General features: G+C 44.0%; 15 protein-coding genes. All 15 read left to right on the top strand.

All coding sequences use genetic code 11. The features are described 5' to 3' along the window. The first annotated feature begins 112 nt into the window (after positions 1 to 112). The 15 genes from M3593_RS05935 (at position 113) to M3593_RS05865 (ending at position 16954) form a co-directional block, all read left to right on the top strand. Positions 113 to 571: a DUF441 domain-containing protein gene (locus M3593_RS05935; protein WP_251541099.1), complete on the top strand. Its 459-nt coding sequence runs from the start codon at positions 113 to 115 to the stop codon at positions 569 to 571. A 372-nt stretch (positions 572 to 943) separates the two neighbouring features. After that, the gene (citZ, locus tag M3593_RS05930; protein WP_251541097.1) at positions 944 to 2059 is read left to right on the top strand and encodes a citrate synthase; all 1116 of its coding nucleotides are present in this window, start codon (positions 944 to 946) and stop codon (positions 2057 to 2059) included. Between the two features lie 171 nt (positions 2060 to 2230). Continuing rightward, positions 2231 to 3499: an NADP-dependent isocitrate dehydrogenase gene (gene icd / locus M3593_RS05925; protein ID WP_251541096.1), complete on the top strand. Its 1269-nt coding sequence runs from the start codon at positions 2231 to 2233 to the stop codon at positions 3497 to 3499. A gap of 91 nt (positions 3500 to 3590) precedes the next feature. Further along, a complete protein-coding gene (mdh, locus tag M3593_RS05920) occupies positions 3591 to 4529 on the top strand; it encodes a malate dehydrogenase (RefSeq protein ID WP_251541094.1) in 939 nt (312 codons plus the stop codon). 180 nt (positions 4530 to 4709) lie between these two features. Then, complete coding sequence (locus M3593_RS05915) at positions 4710 to 5186, top strand: MaoC/PaaZ C-terminal domain-containing protein (protein ID WP_144477421.1); 477 nt, start codon at positions 4710 to 4712, stop codon at positions 5184 to 5186. A 135-nt stretch (positions 5187 to 5321) separates the two neighbouring features. Then, a complete protein-coding gene (locus M3593_RS05910; RefSeq protein WP_144477423.1) occupies positions 5322 to 6038 on the top strand; it encodes a response regulator transcription factor in 717 nt (238 codons plus the stop codon). Continuing rightward, positions 6035 to 7801, top strand: a complete 1767-nt coding sequence (pnpS, locus tag M3593_RS05905) for a two-component system histidine kinase PnpS (protein ID WP_144477426.1) — start codon at positions 6035 to 6037, stop codon at positions 7799 to 7801. Before M3593_RS05910 ends, pnpS begins: the two co-directional genes overlap by 4 nt. Before the next feature lie 73 nt (positions 7802 to 7874). Further along, positions 7875 to 8441, top strand: coding sequence for a DUF4256 domain-containing protein (locus M3593_RS05900; protein WP_395883515.1), 567 nt, complete (start codon positions 7875 to 7877; stop codon positions 8439 to 8441). 285 nt (positions 8442 to 8726) lie between these two features. Further along, a complete protein-coding gene (gene hflK, locus M3593_RS05895) occupies positions 8727 to 9695 on the top strand; it encodes an FtsH protease activity modulator HflK (protein WP_251541092.1) in 969 nt (322 codons plus the stop codon). Beyond that, positions 9688 to 10623 (top strand): protease modulator HflC, encoded by a 936-nt coding sequence (hflC, locus tag M3593_RS05890; protein ID WP_144477799.1) that lies wholly within the window; start codon positions 9688 to 9690, stop codon positions 10621 to 10623. The genes hflK and hflC overlap by 8 nt, the downstream gene beginning before the upstream one ends. Positions 10624 to 10738: 115 nt before the next feature. Further along, positions 10739 to 13369 carry a DNA polymerase I gene (gene polA, locus M3593_RS05885; protein ID WP_251541089.1) on the top strand — a complete coding sequence of 877 codons (2631 nt, stop codon included), beginning with the start codon at positions 10739 to 10741 and terminating at the stop codon, positions 13367 to 13369. Positions 13370 to 13407: 38 nt separating this feature from the next. After that, entirely contained in the window at positions 13408 to 14235 is an 828-nt protein-coding gene (gene mutM / locus M3593_RS05880) for a DNA-formamidopyrimidine glycosylase (RefSeq protein WP_251541082.1), read from the top strand. Positions 14236 to 14320: 85 nt separating this feature from the next. After that, entirely contained in the window at positions 14321 to 14953 is a 633-nt protein-coding gene (ytaF, locus tag M3593_RS05875; RefSeq protein ID WP_251541076.1) for a sporulation membrane protein YtaF, read from the top strand. Between the two features lie 25 nt (positions 14954 to 14978). After that, positions 14979 to 15575 (top strand): dephospho-CoA kinase, encoded by a 597-nt coding sequence (gene coaE, locus M3593_RS05870; protein WP_144477445.1) that lies wholly within the window; start codon positions 14979 to 14981, stop codon positions 15573 to 15575. Positions 15576 to 15922: 347 nt separating this feature from the next. Next, on the top strand, positions 15923 to 16954 hold the full coding sequence (locus tag M3593_RS05865; RefSeq protein ID WP_144477457.1) for a glyceraldehyde-3-phosphate dehydrogenase: 1032 nt from the start codon (positions 15923 to 15925) through the stop codon (positions 16952 to 16954). Positions 16955 to 17070: the final 116 nt, after the last annotated feature.

Raw genomic sequence — 17070 nt, 5'->3', positions numbered from 1 at the left:
ACAAAGAATTGCAGCGTATATTAATAGATGCAATGCCAGGGATACTACTTGCTTGGTGCAATATTTTAAATTATGTTACAATAGTTTTAACCGTGGAAGGATGACAAATTTTATGCTAGAGCCTATGCTATTTTTACTAACTTTGCTGGTGATTGCCTTTGTGGCCAAGAACCAATCATTAATCATTGCGGTATTGGTCCTCCTTGTAATGAAGATTGCTGGATTTGAGGCTAAAACGTTTTCACTTTTACAGGGAAAAGGAATTAACTGGGGAGTTACCGTCATCACGATCGCCGTCCTGGCTCCGATTGCGAGCGGGGATATTGGCTTCAAGGATTTATCAGGTGCGTTTAAATCGCCATATGCATGGATTGCCCTCATTTCAGGAATGGCAGTTGCTTTGCTTGCAAAAGGCGGGGTTACGTTGCTGGCTGAAGATCCGCATATCACTACTGCACTCGTCCTTGGAACGATACTGGCGGTTTCAATTTTCAAAGGTGTAGCTGTCGGTCCGCTGATCGGCGCAGGGATTGCCTATGCTGCAATGAAAATCTTTGATTTTCTTAAATAGCCTTTTTTTAAAATAATATTTTCTGCTGAATTAAGTTGTTTTCATTCACAAATGTCAGATAATTGTTTATAATAGGACTTGTAACTGCTTCCATTCTCTTATATAGGCTAAGGAGAGAAGCGGAATCCACGGTTTTATTCATTTCATAAAATGTAAGCATTTTCTTTTTTTTGACGGCTGCCTGAGCAAGCGCTCGATACCATCTTGTGTATGGCAAATCCGGTCGGAATCGGTCTGTCGCCGGCGTATGATTCGGCTTTTCGTATAAAGTGTCAGAAATTTCTTTTTTCTGATCGCTGTTCTGAACAGCAATTCAACATACAGACAAATTATGGGATATGGGGAAATTAAACTACAAAGGAGAGATTGAGTATGACAGTAACACGTGGTCTTGAAGGGGTAGTGGCAACAACATCTTCTATCAGTTCTATCATCGATGATACGCTGACTTATGTTGGCTATGACATTGACGATTTAGCTGAAAATGCTAGTTTCGAAGAAGTGATTTACCTATTATGGCACCGCAAGCTTCCTACAGCGGCAGAGTTGGACGAATTGAAGAAGCAGCTCGCAGAGAATGCAGCATTGCCAAAGGAAGTGCTTGAGCATTTCAAGATGTACCCGATCGATAAAGTCCATCCGATGGCTGCAGTTCGCTCGGCAGTATCTCTTTTAGGATTATATGATGATGAAGCAGATGTCATGGAGAAAGAAGCGAATTACCGCAAAGCAATTCGTCTTCAGGCGAAAATGCCAGCTATTGTTACCGCTTTTGCAAGAGTTAGAAAAGGCCTTGAGCCAATTGCTCCAAGGGAAGACCTTAATTTCGCAGCAAACTTCCTGTATATGCTGACAGGCGAAGAGCCTGAAGATGTAGCTGTAGAAGCTATGAACAAAGCTCTTGTCCTGCACGCTGATCATGAGCTTAATGCTTCAACATTCACAGCACGCGTATGTGTTGCGACACTATCAGATGTTTACTCTGGTGTAACAGCTGCTATCGGTGCATTAAAGGGACCTCTTCACGGAGGAGCTAACGAAGCAGTTATGAAAATGCTGACTGAAATCGGCACACTTGAAAATGTAGAGCCGGCAATCCGTGAAAAGCTTGCGAAAAAGGAAAAAATCATGGGCTTCGGCCACCGTGTATATCGCCAGGGCGACCCTCGCGCAAAGCACTTGAGAGAAATGTCCAAGAGATTGACTGAACTTACTGGCGAACCACATTGGTACGATATGTCCACTAAGATCGAAGAAATCGTCACAGGCGAAAAGAACCTGCCGCCGAATGTGGATTTCTATTCTGCATCCGTATATCACAGCCTTGGCATCGACCATGACCTGTTCACGCCAATTTTTGCTGTGAGCCGTGTATCCGGATGGCTTGCGCATATCCTTGAACAGTATGACAACAACCGTCTGATCCGCCCTCGTGCTGATTATACAGGTCCTGGAAAGCAAGAATATGTTCCCGTTGAAATGAGATAATTTTTAGAAATAGAGGAGCAATATTTTACTTTTGGGTGAAAAATTGCTGTAATAGGAGAGTGAGGGCAGTCAGTCATTATTGCCTGGCTTCCCTGAGAAAAGGTTAGAGGCATACAAGCCTGCTAACCTTTGATTATGAATTGAATGAGGATTTTGGAGGGAGAGAAAACAATGCAAGGTGAAAAAATCACAGTCAAAGATGGAGTTTTAAACGTACCAAACAATCCAGTCGTTCCTTTTATCGAAGGTGACGGCACAGGTCCGGATATCTGGGCAGCTTCTGTCCGCGTTCTTGATGCAGCTGTTGAAAAAGCATACAAGGGTGAACGCAAGATTGTCTGGAAAGAAGTATTAGCTGGAGAAAAGGCATTTAACCAAACTGGCGAGTGGCTTCCAAGTGAAACATTAGAGTTGATCAATGAATACCTGATCGCAATCAAGGGTCCACTGACAACACCGATTGGCGGCGGAATCCGTTCTTTGAACGTTGCTTTGCGCCAGGAGCTTGACCTGTTTGTATGCTTGCGCCCTGTACGCTGGTTTGAAGGTGTTCCATCACCTGTAAAGCGTCCTCAGGACACTGACATGGTCATTTTCCGTGAAAACACTGAAGATATCTATGCGGGCATCGAATATGCAAGCGGATCTGACGAAGTCAAGAAGCTTCTTGAATTCCTGCAAAACGAAATGGGCGTAAATAAAATCCGTTTCCCTGAAACTTCAGGTATCGGTATCAAGCCTGTTTCCAAAGAAGGAACAGAGCGCCTTGTACGTTCAGCGATCAATTACGCCATTACAGAAGGCCGTAAGTCATTAACGCTTGTACATAAAGGCAATATCATGAAATTCACAGAAGGCGCGTTCAAAAACTGGGGTTATGAACTTGCTGAAAAAGAATTTGGTGATAAGGTTTTCACATGGGCTCAGTATGACAAGATTAAGGAAAAACAAGGTACGGATGCAGCAAACAAAGCTCAGTCTGATGCAGAGGCTGCTGGCAAGATCATCGTTAAAGATGCGATTGCTGATATCTTCCTTCAACAGATCCTTACACGTCCGAAAGAGTTCGATGTTGTTGCAACAATGAACCTTAACGGCGACTACATTTCAGATGCACTTGCAGCACAGGTAGGCGGTATCGGTATTGCTCCTGGAGCAAACATCAACTATGAAACTGGCCACGCTATTTTCGAAGCGACTCATGGTACAGCTCCTAAGTATGCTGGTTTGGATAAAGTTAACCCGTCTTCAGTAATCCTTTCAGGCGTCCTGATGCTTGAACACCTTGGCTGGACTGAAGCAGCTAACCTGATCGTCAAGTCAATGGAAAAATCAATCGCTTCAAAGGTTGTAACATATGACTTCGCACGTTTGATGGATGGCGCTACAGAAGTCAAGACTTCTGAGTTCGGCGATGAACTGATCAAGAACATGGGCTAAAAATGTACGGAAGGCTATCCTTTTATAGGATAGCCTTTACATAAATAACATATATTTTATTAAAATATATTCGTTCTGAGGAGGAAGCCTTATGTCATTGAAACGCAAAAAGATTTCGGTCATTGGTGGAGGATTCACAGGAGCAACAACAGCATTCTTGCTTGCACAGAAGGAACTTGGGGATGTAGTATTGGTTGATATCCCGCAAATGGAAAATCCGACAAAGGGTAAAGCGCTTGATATGCTAGAAGCAAGCCCTGTCCAGGGATTTGATGCGAACATTACCGGTACATCCAGCTATGAGGATACGAAAGACTCAGACATCGTTGTTGTCACAGCAGGCATTGCCCGCAAGCCAGGCATGAGCCGTGATGATCTTGTCCAGACGAACCAGAAAATCATGAAAAGTGTAGCCCAGGAAATCGCCAAGCATTCTCCTAATAGCTTTATCGTCGTTTTGACTAACCCTGTTGATGCGATGACTTATACTATTTTCAAAGAATCAGGTTTCCCTAAGAACCGTGTAATCGGCCAATCGGGTGTATTGGATTCTGCTCGTTTCCGTACATTCGTAGCCCAGGAATTGAACCTTTCCGTAAAGGATGTTACTGGTTTTGTCCTTGGAGGCCATGGAGATGATATGGTACCACTTGTGCGTTATTCATATGCAGGAGGCATTCCTCTTGAGACATTAATTCCAAAAGAACGCCTTGAAGCGATTGTAGAGCGCACTCGCAAAGGCGGAGGCGAAATTGTCAACCTTCTTGGAAATGGCAGCGCTTACTATGCACCTGCAGCTTCGCTGGTAGAAATGTGTGAAGCAATCCTTAAAGACCAGCGCCGTGTTCTTCCGGCGATTGCCTATCTTGAAGGCGAATATGGATATGAAGGAATCTATCTGGGAGTTCCAACGATCCTTGGAGCCGGGGGAATCGAGAAAGTAATTGAACTTGAACTGACAGAAGATGAAAAAGCAGCCCTCGATAAATCAGCAGAATCAGTCCGTAATGTGATGGCTGTTTTGGCATAATACGGTCATTCATTCGGGAAACTTTTTACATCACATGCTATGACTCAATCGATTCGAAAACAGCCTAAAAAGAATCGGGGAACCTTCCCCGATTTTTTTCCAATATGGGACGTATATTGTTTTCGGACAGGGGAATATAATGCAACTAAATCGAACTTCTATTGCAAAGGGGTAAATGCTATGCTGCTTGGAAGAAAACGTAAGCTTGGCAGGAAAATAGAAGAAATGACTGTCGGAGAAAAATTGACATTAACAGAAAAGATTGAGGATAAAGACCTTCTGTTGTATTTGGGTTTGACGAATGATGCGAATCCTTTGTATATCCAGCATGATTATGCTTCACAAACACCATATGAAAAGCCGATTGTTCCTGCAATCATGCTGAATGGGATCATCACTTCGGCTGTTTCCAAATATCTTCCGGGACCTGGAAGCCATATTCTTAAGCAGGATATAGAGTATTTGAAACCTGTCTATCATTATGGGACAGTGCAATTCTTGTTTGAAGTGACCGAAGTCATCAAGAGCAAGCATAATGTTGAGATCACGGTTACTGGAAAAAATGAAGATGATGAGACAGTGGTAAAAGGCCGGATGCTCGTCTGTCCGCCATATCCAGTACAGCGCTTGGACGGTAAGGCATTGGAGAATTTTTGAGTTTTGGGATGTACATTCATTTGTACATCCTTTTTCATTTTATTCTAAAATTTGATTTTAGACAGCGGGTTGATATTATAATGTAGATAGAGCTAATTGGATGAATCAGGGGTAATAACTTTTTTGGAGGCTTATATGAACAAGAAGGTCTTGGTTGTGGATGATGAACAATCTATTGTGACACTGCTGAAGTATAATCTGGAGCAGGCTGGTTATTCCGTTGTGACAGGAATGGACGGTGAGGAAGGGATTCGCCTTGCTGCTGAAGAAAAACCCGATTTGATGGTCCTGGACTTGATGCTTCCGAAGCTTGATGGCATGGAAGTGTGCAAGCAGCTTAGGCAGCAGAAAATCAATGTACCGATATTAATGCTGACGGCAAAGGATGACGAGTTTGACAAAGTACTTGGCCTGGAGCTGGGTGCAGATGATTACATGACGAAGCCGTTCAGCCCGCGGGAAGTTGTTGCAAGGGTAAAAGCCATTCTTAGAAGGGTGCAGGCAGTGCCGGATCCCGTCGAGGAGAAGCCTGAGGACGAAGCCCAGATCAAAATAGGCGAACTCAGGATCATGCCGGATTTCTATGAAGCCTATTTCATGGAAGACTTGCTCGAATTGACACCGAAGGAATTCGAATTGCTTCTCTATCTGGCCAAAAGCAAAGGCCGGGTACTGACGCGTGACCAGCTGTTAAGTGCGGTCTGGAATTATGATTTTGCCGGAGACACAAGAATTGTAGATGTACATATAAGCCACTTGCGCGAAAAGATCGAACAGAATACAAAGAAGCCGTCCTATATCAAAACCATTCGTGGTCTTGGCTATAAGCTGGAGGAACCGAAGGGAGAATGACAAAGTACCGGACACGACTTTTATTTGCCCTCATTTCCTTGATCATCATCGTGTTAATAGGCCTGGGCCTTGTGTTGGGGCAATTATTCAAGAATTATTATATCAATTCATTCAATGAACGCCTGATGATTGAAATGAATCTTTTAACTTCCAATATCGAGCAAAACGGAGGGCTTGATTCGCTGGATAAAGAAGAAATTTTAAGGATGAGCCGGTTGTTGAATTCAAGGATCACCATCGTTGATCTGGACGGCGATATTCGTTACGACACTGGTGAACTATCAAGTACCAAAATCAGCAGGCATAGGGATATTATTGGGGATATTGTGGAAAATCCACCGAAATCAGAGAGCGACCTTGAAGTAGGCGGAGGCTTCGACCTGCATTATTATTGGAATCCGCTCAGCCATGAAGGTAAAAAAGAAGGCTATGTATTTCTAACTACAAAAATCGATGAGCTGCAGAAAGCATATCGCCAAATCTGGTGGATTCTTACCGTTAGTCTTGGCTTGGCCTTGGTTGTGATCATCCTCCTCGGTACAAGGATTACGAACCGCTATACGAAACCAATCGAGTCTGCGACAAATGTAGCGATCGAACTGGCAAAAGGGAACTACCGTGCAAGGACTTATGAAGATCATATAGATGAAACGGGGATGCTCAGTTCGTCCATCAATATCCTGGCCAGAAACCTTCAGGAACTGATGAAGCTAAAGGAATCCCAGCAGGATAGACTGACAACATTGTTAGAAAATATGGGCAGCGGTCTGATCCTGATTGACAGCAGGGGATTTATCAACTTGATCAATAAGCCCTACAAGGAAATTTTCAATGTGGAACCTTCTGAGTATCTGTATAAACTTTATTATGAAGTCATTGACCATGAGGAAATAATCAGGATGGTCGAAGAGATTTTCATGACTGAGCAAAAAGTAAGGAAGCAAGTTGTTCTTCCGATTGAGATTGAAAGACGCCATTTTGAAGTGTACGGAGTGCCAATCATCGGGACAAACAATGTCTGGAAAGGAATTCTCCTTGTCTTCCATGACATTTCGGAACTGAAAAAACTCGAGCAGATGAGGAAAGACTTTGTGGCCAACGTTTCGCACGAGCTTAAGACGCCCATCACTTCGATCAAGGGCTTTTCGGAAACACTTCTGGATGGCGCGATGCATGATAAAGATACATTGGAAGCTTTCCTTGAAATCATCTTGAAAGAAAGTGACCGCCTGCAAGTATTGATACAGGAGTTGCTTGACCTTTCCAAGATTGAACAGCATGGTTTCCATCTGTCAGCTGGAAGTGTGGATCTCCGCCAGCAAGCAGCTGAAGTCATTGAGATTTTAGAAGGAAAAGCTGCACAAAAGGATATCGTGCTAACGCTTGACCAGAAAGACCGTCAGGCAGTCATTGAAGGAGATGCTGACAGGCTGAAGCAGGTACTGATCAATCTCATCAGCAATGCCATAACGTATACACCAAATGGCGGCCGTGTGGAAATCTCTTTAATTGATCAGGATGACACTGTGTCTATTCTGGTAAAAGATTCAGGTATCGGTATTGAAAAAAGTGAGATTCCAAGGATCTTTGAACGCTTTTACCGTGTGGATAGGGCAAGGAGCCGGAATTCTGGGGGAACAGGCCTTGGCCTTGCCATCGTCAAACATATCGTGGAAGCCCATAGAGGACAAATTGAGGTAACCAGTCAAGTCGGCAAAGGAACCACCTTTACCATCAAGCTTTATAAGAAGCTGCCTCAATAAGGAAATGGTTGAAGGTGTTCATTGCCTGCTTGGGAGAAGTGAAAGCAGAAACTTAATGAATAGGAGGATTGAAATGACAGACAAATCGAAGAAATTGCCTCTGGAAGAGCAAGAGCAACTGCTACTGATTTTAAAAACACGTTTTGAAAAAAATATGAATCGGCATAAAGATATTGTCTGGGAGGATGTACAAGCCAGGCTTGAATTGAACCCGGAAAAAATATGGTCACTCAACGAGATGGAAAGAACAGGCGGAGAACCGGATGTTGTTGGCACTGAGAAAGAGACAGGAGCATACCTTTTCTACGACTGCTCAGCTGAAAGTCCAAAAGGCCGCAGAAGTGTTTGTTATGACCGTGAAGCGCTTGAGTCCAGGAAAAAGCATCCACCTGAAAATAACGCCATGGATATGGCAGCTGACATGGGAATTGAACTTTTAACAGAGCAGCAATATAGAAAGCTGCAAGAGCTCGGGAATTTCGATTTGAAAACATCGAGCTGGGTGCAAACACCTGATCATATTAGAAGCCTTGGAGGCGCAGTTTTCTGTGACCGCCGCTACAATATGGTGTTTTTATATCACAATGGAGCAGATTCGTACTATGCTGCAAGAGGATTCCGCGGAGTCCTCAAGGTGTAAGTTCGCAATTGGCCAAAAAGCTTTGGTGAAGAGAGGTTTTTCCAAATTTACATAGTCTTAACAAGGGATTTAATTTTTCTTAACACTTTCTTGTTATCATCATTAGTGAAAACCCCTTCATCCAAGGAGCCGAAAGAAGCACAAGCAGACCCCGCTTGTGCTTTTTTCATACCCGAAAATTCCACTCCGGCAAAATAATATTACAAATCTCATGCATTTTGAAACTTTTCTGACTTATAAACGTAAAAATCAACATAGACAGAAACACAGGAAGAGGGGAATCAGATGGTGAGCCTAAAAAAGATTTACGTGACGAGCGGGATTGTCGTTCTTGCCATTATTTTAGGACTTTCTGCTTTTACGACCTGGTATACGGTCGATGAATCAGAACAGGCGGTCATTTTGACATTTGGCAAGGTGGAGGAAGGAATCAGCGAACCTGGCTTGCATTTCAAGCTTCCTTGGCCGATTCAGAGTATTGAGAAGTTATCGAAGGAAACATTCAGCCTTCAGTTCGGCTATGAAGAGAAAAATGGAGAAATCGTCGAGTTTCCAGATGAAACGAAAATGATCACCGGTGACGAGAATATTGTGCTGGCCGACCTGGTTGTTCAATGGAAAATTACTGACCCGGCAAAATATTTATACAATGCGGATAATCCTAGAGAAATTTTGTATGATTCAACTTCAGCGTCTGTCAGAAGTATCATTGGCAGTTCCAAAATTGATGATGCCCTTACATCCGGGAAGGCACAAATTGAAGCAGATGTCCGTGACTTATTGTCATCATTGATTGAAAAATACGATATGGGGATTTCCGTCCTTGGTGTAAAACTTCAGGATGTTGAACTGCCAAACCAAGAAGTCCGGAAAGCTTTTACCGATGTAACGGATGCCCGTGAGACGATGAATACCAAAATAAATGAAGCGAAGAAGTACCGTAACCAGAAACTGAACGAAGCACAGGGTGAAAAGGATGCGCTCATTTCAAGGGCAGAAGGTGAAAAAGCTGCAAGAATAGAAAGGGCGCGCGGTGACGTGGCCGTATTCAATAAGCTGTATGTTGAATATAAATCGAATCCGGAAATCACCAGACAGCGTCTAATATTGGAAACACTTGAGCAGGTTCTGCCGGGAACGGAAATATACATCATGAATGATGACGGAAATACAATGAAGTACTTCCCGATTCGCCCGCTTGAAACAGAAAAGCCTAAGTCAGAGAAGGAAGGCAGTGAGAAGAATAATGGCTGATCAAAAAGTGATTGATTTGAAGGAACGAGGCGGCGGTTCGTTCAATTGGAGAAATTATACCAAGATGGGGATTTTCCTGATTATTCTCATTGCCCTTCTTGTTTTCATTTTCACCAACGTTTTCGTGGTAAAACAAGGCGAGTACAAGGTCGTCAGACAGTTCGGTGAGGTCGTTCGGATTATTAAGGAACCTGGGCTTAACTACAAAGTCCCGTTTATCCAGAGCGTATCCACTCTGCCAAAGTATCAAATGACCTATGATGTCTCGCAGGCAGAAATCAATACAAAGGACAAAAAAAGAATCCTCATTGATAATTACGCGATCTGGCGAATTGAAGATCCGAAAAAAATGATTTCCAATGCAAGGACGCTTGAAGGTGCGGAATCGCGCATGGAAGAATTCATCTACTCTGTTGTCCGTTCTGAACTGGGGCAGCTAGACTATGATGAAATCATCAACGATGAAAAATCCTCACGTGGTTCATTGAATGACAGGGTGACTGAAAAGGTCAATGAATTGCTGGCTGGCGGCAACTATGGTGTCGTTGTTACAGATGTCCGGATGAAAAGAACAGATCTTCCTGCGGAAAACGAGAAATCGGTCTTCACTCGTATGATCTCCGAACGTGAAACAAAGGCGCAGGAATATCTATCAATGGGTGATGCTGAAAAGAACAGGGTCATTGCCCAGACAGACCGTGAAGTAAAAGAGATTTTGGCAAAGGCGACAGCTGACGCAGAAACCATCCGCGGTGAAGGAGAAGGGGAAGCCGCAAAAGTATATAATCAAACATTCTCAAAAGATCCAGAGTTTTATACCATGTTCCGTACCCTGGAATCCTATAAAAAGACAATCAACGGCGAGACCGTCATTGTCCTCCCATCTGATTCACCTTACGCAAGGATGCTGATGGGTTACACAGATTAATAGAAGGCTGACAAAGGCCGTTATTTTTCTTTCTATCATCTCTCATGATAAAATAGGAAGGAATCTAACGGTCTTTTTTTATATAAAATTCCCATGATACTGGAGGAGGAATGACATGTCCAAGAAGCTTGTATTGATCGACGGCAATAGTATCGCCTACCGCGCATTTTTCGCTTTGCCGCTGTTGAATAATGAAAAAGGGATACATACAAATGCAGTTTACGGTTTTACCATGATGCTGATGAAGATTCTCGAGGATGAAAAGCCTACTCATATTCTCGTTGCGTTCGATGCAGGAAAAACGACGTTCAGGCATAAAACATTCAGTGAATATAAAGGTGGCAGGCAAAAGACGCCGCCGGAGCTTTCCGAGCAATTCCCATTCATCCGTGAATTACTGACAGCATACGGGATCGCCCAATATGAGCTGGAAAATTATGAAGCCGATGATATCATCGGTACATTAAGTTTGTTTGCTGAAAAAGAAGGGTTTGAAACGAAGGTCATATCTGGTGATAAGGACTTGACTCAGTTGAGTTCTGACAAAACGACAGTCAGCATCACCCGGAAGGGCATCACGGATATCGAGGAGTACACCCCGGAGCATATCCTGGAGAAATACGGGCTGACAGCACAACAAATCATTGATATGAAAGGACTTATGGGGGATGCATCAGATAATATACCCGGAGTTCCTGGTGTAGGGGAAAAGACGGCTATCAAGCTGCTGAAAGAGCATGGCACGCTTGAAAAGCTGATTGAATCGATTGATCAGGTCAACGGGAAAAAACTCAAGGAAAAGCTTGAGGAATTCAAAGACCAGGCGATCATGAGCAAAGAACTTGCGACCATCACCCGTGAAGCTCCGGTGGGAATCGAGTTAAGCGAACTTGAATATGAAGGCGCAGAGAACGAGAAGCTGGTGAAGATGTTCAAGGAACTGGGATTCAACTCGTTATTGGACAAGCTTGGCGCGGAAGCAGTGACTGAAAATGTCGAGCTTGAAGACATTGAGTTCAAACAGCTCGAGGCAGTCGATCCAAACATTTTTGCGAAAGACAACGGCTTTTATGTCGAGGTGCTTGAGGATAACTATCACTATGCTGATATCATCGGTTTTGCGGTCGTGAATGAAAACGGGCACTATTATCTGCCTGTGCAAACCGCTTTGGAGTCTGAAGAGTTCAAAAAATGGGCAGAAGATGAGTCCAGCAAAAAGACAGTCTATGATGCGAAACGTTCCGAGGTTTCCTTGCGCCATCACGGAATCCATCTGAAAGGCGCCGAATTCGATGTATCACTAGCATCCTATATCATCAATCCTTCCGAATCGCCGGACGACCTGGCTGCCATAGCCAGGCAGCATGGCTTCATAAGCGTACAGTCTGATGAAGCGGTCTATGGAAAAGGCGCCAGACGGAAGATACCGGATGAAGCAATACTAGGGGAACACCTGGTGCGCAAAGCAGATGTTCTGGTGTCCTTAAAGGAAAAGCTTGAGCAGGAACTGTTGGATAACGACCAGCACGATTTGTTCAGCAGCCTGGAAATGCCATTGTCACTGGTGCTGGCGGATATGGAATACCTTGGCGTCAAGCTTGATATGGTCCGCCTTGAAAACATGGGCGAAGAAATCAAAGGGCGTCTTGCTGAAATCGAAATGAAGATTTTCGAAATGGCAGGAGAACAATTCAATATCAATTCACCGAAGCAATTAGGTGTCATTCTGTTCGAAAAACTGGGTCTTCCTGCTGCCAAAAAGACGAAGACCGGTTATTCAACTTCAGCAGACGTACTGGAAAAATTGGCGCCTAAGCATAAAATCATCGAAGAAATCCTAAATTATCGCCAGCTTGGCAAGCTGCAATCAACCTATATTGAGGGGCTGCAAAAGGTTGTAAATAAGGAAACCGAAAAAGTCCATACAAGGTTCAACCAGGCCCTCACCGCTACAGGGAGGCTCAGTTCAACGGACCCTAACCTGCAGAATATTCCGATTCGACTTGAAGAAGGCCGGAAAATCAGGCAGGCATTCGTTCCTTCAGAGAAAGACTGGGTGATTTTTGCGGCTGACTATTCGCAAATTGAATTGCGTGTCCTTGCCCATATAGCCGGGGACGAAAAACTGATCGATGCATTCCGCCATGACATGGATATTCATACTAAGACAGCGATGGAAGTTTTCCATGTCGGAAAAGATGAGGTCACTTCAAATATGCGCCGCCATGCGAAAGCGGTAAACTTCGGGATTGTTTACGGAATCAGCGATTATGGTTTATCCCAGAGCCTGAACATCACGAGGAAGGAAGCCGGAGAATTCATCGAACGCTATCTTGAGAGCTACCCTGGGGTAAAAGACTATATGGATGAAATCGTGATAGATGCGAAGGCGAAAGGGTATGTCCAGACATTGTTGCACCGACGCAGGTATATACCGGAAATCACTGCGCGCAACTTCAACCTGAGAAGTTTTGCGGAACGGACAGCGATGAATACGCCTATACAGGGAAGCGCTGCTGATATCATCAAAAAAGCGATGATCGATATGGCTGAAAGGCTGCGTGAAGAAGGCTTGAAGACTAGGCTGCTCCTCCAGGTGCACGATGAATTGATTTTCGAGGCGCCGCAGGATGAAATTGAGCAGCTGAAGAAAATAGTCCCGGATGTCATGGAAAATGCAATCGAATTAAAGGTTCCTTTGAAGGTGGACTTCTCATACGGTCCAACCTGGTATGATGCGAAGTAAAGGAAAGACAAGAGAGAAAAAAAGAAAGGCGGGATAGGATGCCTGAGCTTCCAGAAGTAGAAACCGTCAGGGGCACGCTTGAGGTACTTGCAGTTGGCAAAAAAATTAGCCAGGTGTCGGTTTTTTGGCCCACGATGATCAAAAAGCCGAGTGAAGTTGAGCAATTTAATGATGCCCTACGCGGTCAGACAATCAGTGAAATCGGCAGGAGAGGCAAATTCCTGATATTTTATACAGATGACTATGCGCTTGTCTCCCATCTTAGAATGGAAGGGAAATACGGTTTGTTCAGCGCAGATGAACCTGTTGAAAAACATACCCATGTCATTTTTCATTTTACCGATGGGAAAGAATTGCGCTATAAGGATGTCCGCAAATTTGGGACAATGCACCTTTACGCCAAAGGGACGGAATTCGATTCGCAGCCGCTCGCTGATTTGGGACCTGAGCCATTTTCAGGAGACTTCTCAGTAGAATGGCTTTCGGAAAAGCTTAAAAGGACCAACCGGAAAATAAAGTCTGCACTGCTTGATCAAAAGATCCTTGTCGGTCTCGGGAATATTTATGTCGATGAGGCGCTTTTCCGGGCGAAAATCCACCCGGAACGAATTGCGAACTCATTGTCTCGGGAGGAAGAAGCTGTCCTCTACCGGGAAATTGTCAGTACTCTCTCTGAGGCTGTAGAGAAGGGCGGCAGCACAATACGATCCTATGTAAATTCACAGGGGCAGATCGGCATGTTCCAGCTACAGCTGCTGGTGTATGGCCGAAAAAATGAACCATGCAAGGTGTGTGGCACACCACTGGAAAAAACAGTCGTCGGAGGACGGGGTACCCACTTCTGTCCAACATGCCAAAAACTGTGAACATATAATCGCCTGTTGATTTTCTCACCATATCTAGGCTCCTTCCATATACTAACGTAGCGATTGACAGGAAGGAGCTCAGTTTATGGCACAAATAATCTCCCTGCTTTTACTTGCATTCGCTGTCAGTCTTGACAGTTTCAGTGTAGGGTTAACGTATGGATTGCGGAAAATGAAAATCCCGGTTAAATCGATTGCTGTTATTGCGGTCTGTTCAGCGGCCGTTCTGATGGCTGCCATGATGATCGGACATTTTCTTGAGAGCTTTTTTTCACCTGAATTGGCAGAGACAATTGGTGGCACTGTCTTGATAGTATTGGGCGGATGGGTGTTATTCCAGTTTTTTCGCAATGACCAGTCAGAGATGCTCTGTCATGAAAAAATCATCCTGAATTTTGAGATTAAATCACTTGGCATTGTTATCAATATTTTGAAGAAGCCGATGTCGGCAGACTTTGACCGATCGGGTACAATCAATGGAATCGAAGCCGTCATGCTCGGTCTCGCCCTGTCTCTTGATGCATTCGGAGCCGGGATCGGTGCTGCCTTATTGGGCTTTTCGCCCGGCTATCTGGCTTTGACGGTTGCCTGTATGAGTTCATTGTTCGTCTATGCCGGCATGAGAATGGGCAGCTATTTTTCAGAGAGGAGCTGGCTGCAGAAGTTCTCATTCGTACCTGGAATCTTATTGATCATAATTGGACTGCTCAAGCTTTAGCGGTCTGTTTGAAAGGATAAAACAAATGTCATTAATCATTGGATTAACCGGAAGTATAGCGAGCGGGAAAAGCACGGTATCGGCCATGTTCACTGAGCTTGGCATCACTGTGATCGATGCTGATATCGAAGCGAGGCTTGCTGTTGAGCCAGGAGAAAAAGCATACAATGATATTGTCAGCCATTTTGGCACAGAAGTTTTAGAAGAAGATGGCACTATCAATCGCCCTGCCTTAGGGTCGATCATTTTTAACAATGAGGAAAAAAGGTTGCTGCTCAACTCAATCGTCCATCCCGCCGTACGTGAGAGGATGGCCATGAAAAGGCAGCAAGCTGAAGCTGCCAATGAAAAAGCAGTGGTCCTGGACATACCATTGCTGTTTGAAAGCAAGCTCACAGGCCTGGTCGAAAAGATCATCGTTGTCTACGTGGATGAGAAGACCCAACTGGAGAGGCTGATGTCCAGGAATGGTTTCTCCGAAGATGAAGCACTTTCAAGGATCAAGTCGCAGATGCCTTTGAAGGATAAAGTGGATTTGGCAGATGAAGTCATCGACAACACAGGAACAATTGAGCAATCAAGGCAGCAATTGAAGAAAATCCTGAATAAATGGGGAATCTAAAGAGCCGAATAGGCTCTTTTTTCTTTTGCCGTTAACCTGGTTATTGCCATATTACTAAAAGCCCTTCTGGTCAGTACACCTTCCGCTATGGCCGAGCTTCCGGTTATACCCCTGTTACAGCCCAAATAAATACCTGTTGGCTCAATATCATCTTTGTTTCAGGATTTTTAATCTTTGTTTCAATAAAATCCACTCAAGAAATACTTGTCTTTACTGATAATTATTATCAGAATTATTTTAAATTTTAAATGTGTGCAATTATATATCACAAATAATTTTTAATATGTTATACTAATACCATAACAAAGGGTTATTAAGTATAACACTAATTCGGAAGGGGCCGTACAATGAAGGCGAGAATAGCGATAAACGGTTTTGGGAGAATTGGCAGAATGGTATTCAGAAGAGCCATTCTTGAGGAAAATCTTGAGGTTGTAGCGATTAATGCGAGCTATCCGGCTGAAACACTGGCGCATTTGATTAAATATGATTCAACCCATGGTCAATTTGCAGGTGAGATTATCCCTGCTGATGATCACCTAGTAGTCAATGGGAAAACTGTCAAACTTTTGAGCAATCGCAATCCTGCTGAGCTTCCGTGGAAAGAAATGCAGGTTGATATTGTCATAGAGGCCACAGGAAAGTTCAACTCACGTGACAAGGCTGCACTTCATCTGGAAGCAGGCGCAAAGAAGGTCATTATAACAGCACCGGGCACAAATGAAGATATTACGATTGTGATGGGCGTAAATGAAAGCGCATTAAAAATTGAAGAACATGACATCATTTCCAATGCTTCATGCACAACGAACTGCCTGGCACCTGTCGCAAAAATTCTGGATGATACTTTCGGAATTGAAAACGGATTGATGACAACTGTTCATGCCTATACAAATGACCAAAATAATATCGATAATCCGCACAAGGATTTGCGCAGGGCGCGTTCTTGCGGCCAATCAATCATCCCTACTTCAACAGGGGCGGCAAAGGCGCTTTCCCTTGTTCTTCCGCAGTTGAAAGGAAAGCTTCACGGCATGTCATTAAGGGTGCCGACGCCAAACGTTTCACTTGTAGACCTGGTTGTTGACTTGAAGCGAGAGGTAACTGTGGATGAGGTGAACGATGCGTTCTATTCTGCCGCAAAAGGAAAGCTTAAGGGTATACTGGATATTACAACAGATCCACTTGTATCCATCGATTTCAACACAAATGAGCACTCAGCGATCATTGATGGACTGTCTACAATGGTCATTGGCGCCAACAAAGTCAAGGTACTTGCGTGGTATGACAATGAATGGGGATACTCAAGCAGGGTGGTAGACCTGGTAAAACATGTTGCCGAGGCAATGTCTGCTTCAACAGCCGTGAAAGTTGGATAATTAGAATAGTCATTAAACAAGCCTGCCGCTCCCGGCAGGCTTGTTTAATGACGCTTTCGTTTTGTATCAGATTACCGTCTTCCCTCTTCAGAAAAACCTCTTTAATCTTACAAAGG

Source organism: Mesobacillus sp. MER 48, from assembly GCF_023714225.1.
GTDB classification, from domain to species: domain Bacteria; phylum Bacillota; class Bacilli; order Bacillales; family Cytobacillaceae; genus Mesobacillus; species Mesobacillus oceanisediminis_A.
Note: the sequence above shows the minus strand (reverse complement) of the source record. Positions and strands in the feature narration are given on the sequence as shown.

Bases quoted from the DNA above. Each gene is read 5' to 3' on its own strand.
- M3593_RS05935 (WP_251541099.1), top strand. From the start codon at position 113: ATGCTAGAGCCTATGCTATTTTTACTAACTTTGCTGGTGATTGCCTTT.
- citZ (WP_251541097.1), top strand. From the start codon at position 944: ATGACAGTAACACGTGGTCTTGAAGGGGTAGTGGCAACAACATCTTCT.
- icd (WP_251541096.1), top strand. From the start codon at position 2,231: ATGCAAGGTGAAAAAATCACAGTCAAAGATGGAGTTTTAAACGTACCA.
- mdh (WP_251541094.1), top strand. From the start codon at position 3,591: ATGTCATTGAAACGCAAAAAGATTTCGGTCATTGGTGGAGGATTCACA.
- M3593_RS05915 (WP_144477421.1), top strand. From the start codon at position 4,710: ATGCTGCTTGGAAGAAAACGTAAGCTTGGCAGGAAAATAGAAGAAATG.
- M3593_RS05910 (WP_144477423.1), top strand. From the start codon at position 5,322: ATGAACAAGAAGGTCTTGGTTGTGGATGATGAACAATCTATTGTGACA.
- pnpS (WP_144477426.1), top strand. From the start codon at position 6,035: ATGACAAAGTACCGGACACGACTTTTATTTGCCCTCATTTCCTTGATC.
- M3593_RS05900 (WP_395883515.1), top strand. From the start codon at position 7,875: ATGACAGACAAATCGAAGAAATTGCCTCTGGAAGAGCAAGAGCAACTG.
- hflK (WP_251541092.1), top strand. From the start codon at position 8,727: ATGGTGAGCCTAAAAAAGATTTACGTGACGAGCGGGATTGTCGTTCTT.
- hflC (WP_144477799.1), top strand. From the start codon at position 9,688: ATGGCTGATCAAAAAGTGATTGATTTGAAGGAACGAGGCGGCGGTTCG.
- polA (WP_251541089.1), top strand. From the start codon at position 10,739: ATGTCCAAGAAGCTTGTATTGATCGACGGCAATAGTATCGCCTACCGC.
- mutM (WP_251541082.1), top strand. From the start codon at position 13,408: ATGCCTGAGCTTCCAGAAGTAGAAACCGTCAGGGGCACGCTTGAGGTA.
- ytaF (WP_251541076.1), top strand. From the start codon at position 14,321: ATGGCACAAATAATCTCCCTGCTTTTACTTGCATTCGCTGTCAGTCTT.
- coaE (WP_144477445.1), top strand. From the start codon at position 14,979: ATGTCATTAATCATTGGATTAACCGGAAGTATAGCGAGCGGGAAAAGC.
- M3593_RS05865 (WP_144477457.1), top strand. From the start codon at position 15,923: ATGAAGGCGAGAATAGCGATAAACGGTTTTGGGAGAATTGGCAGAATG.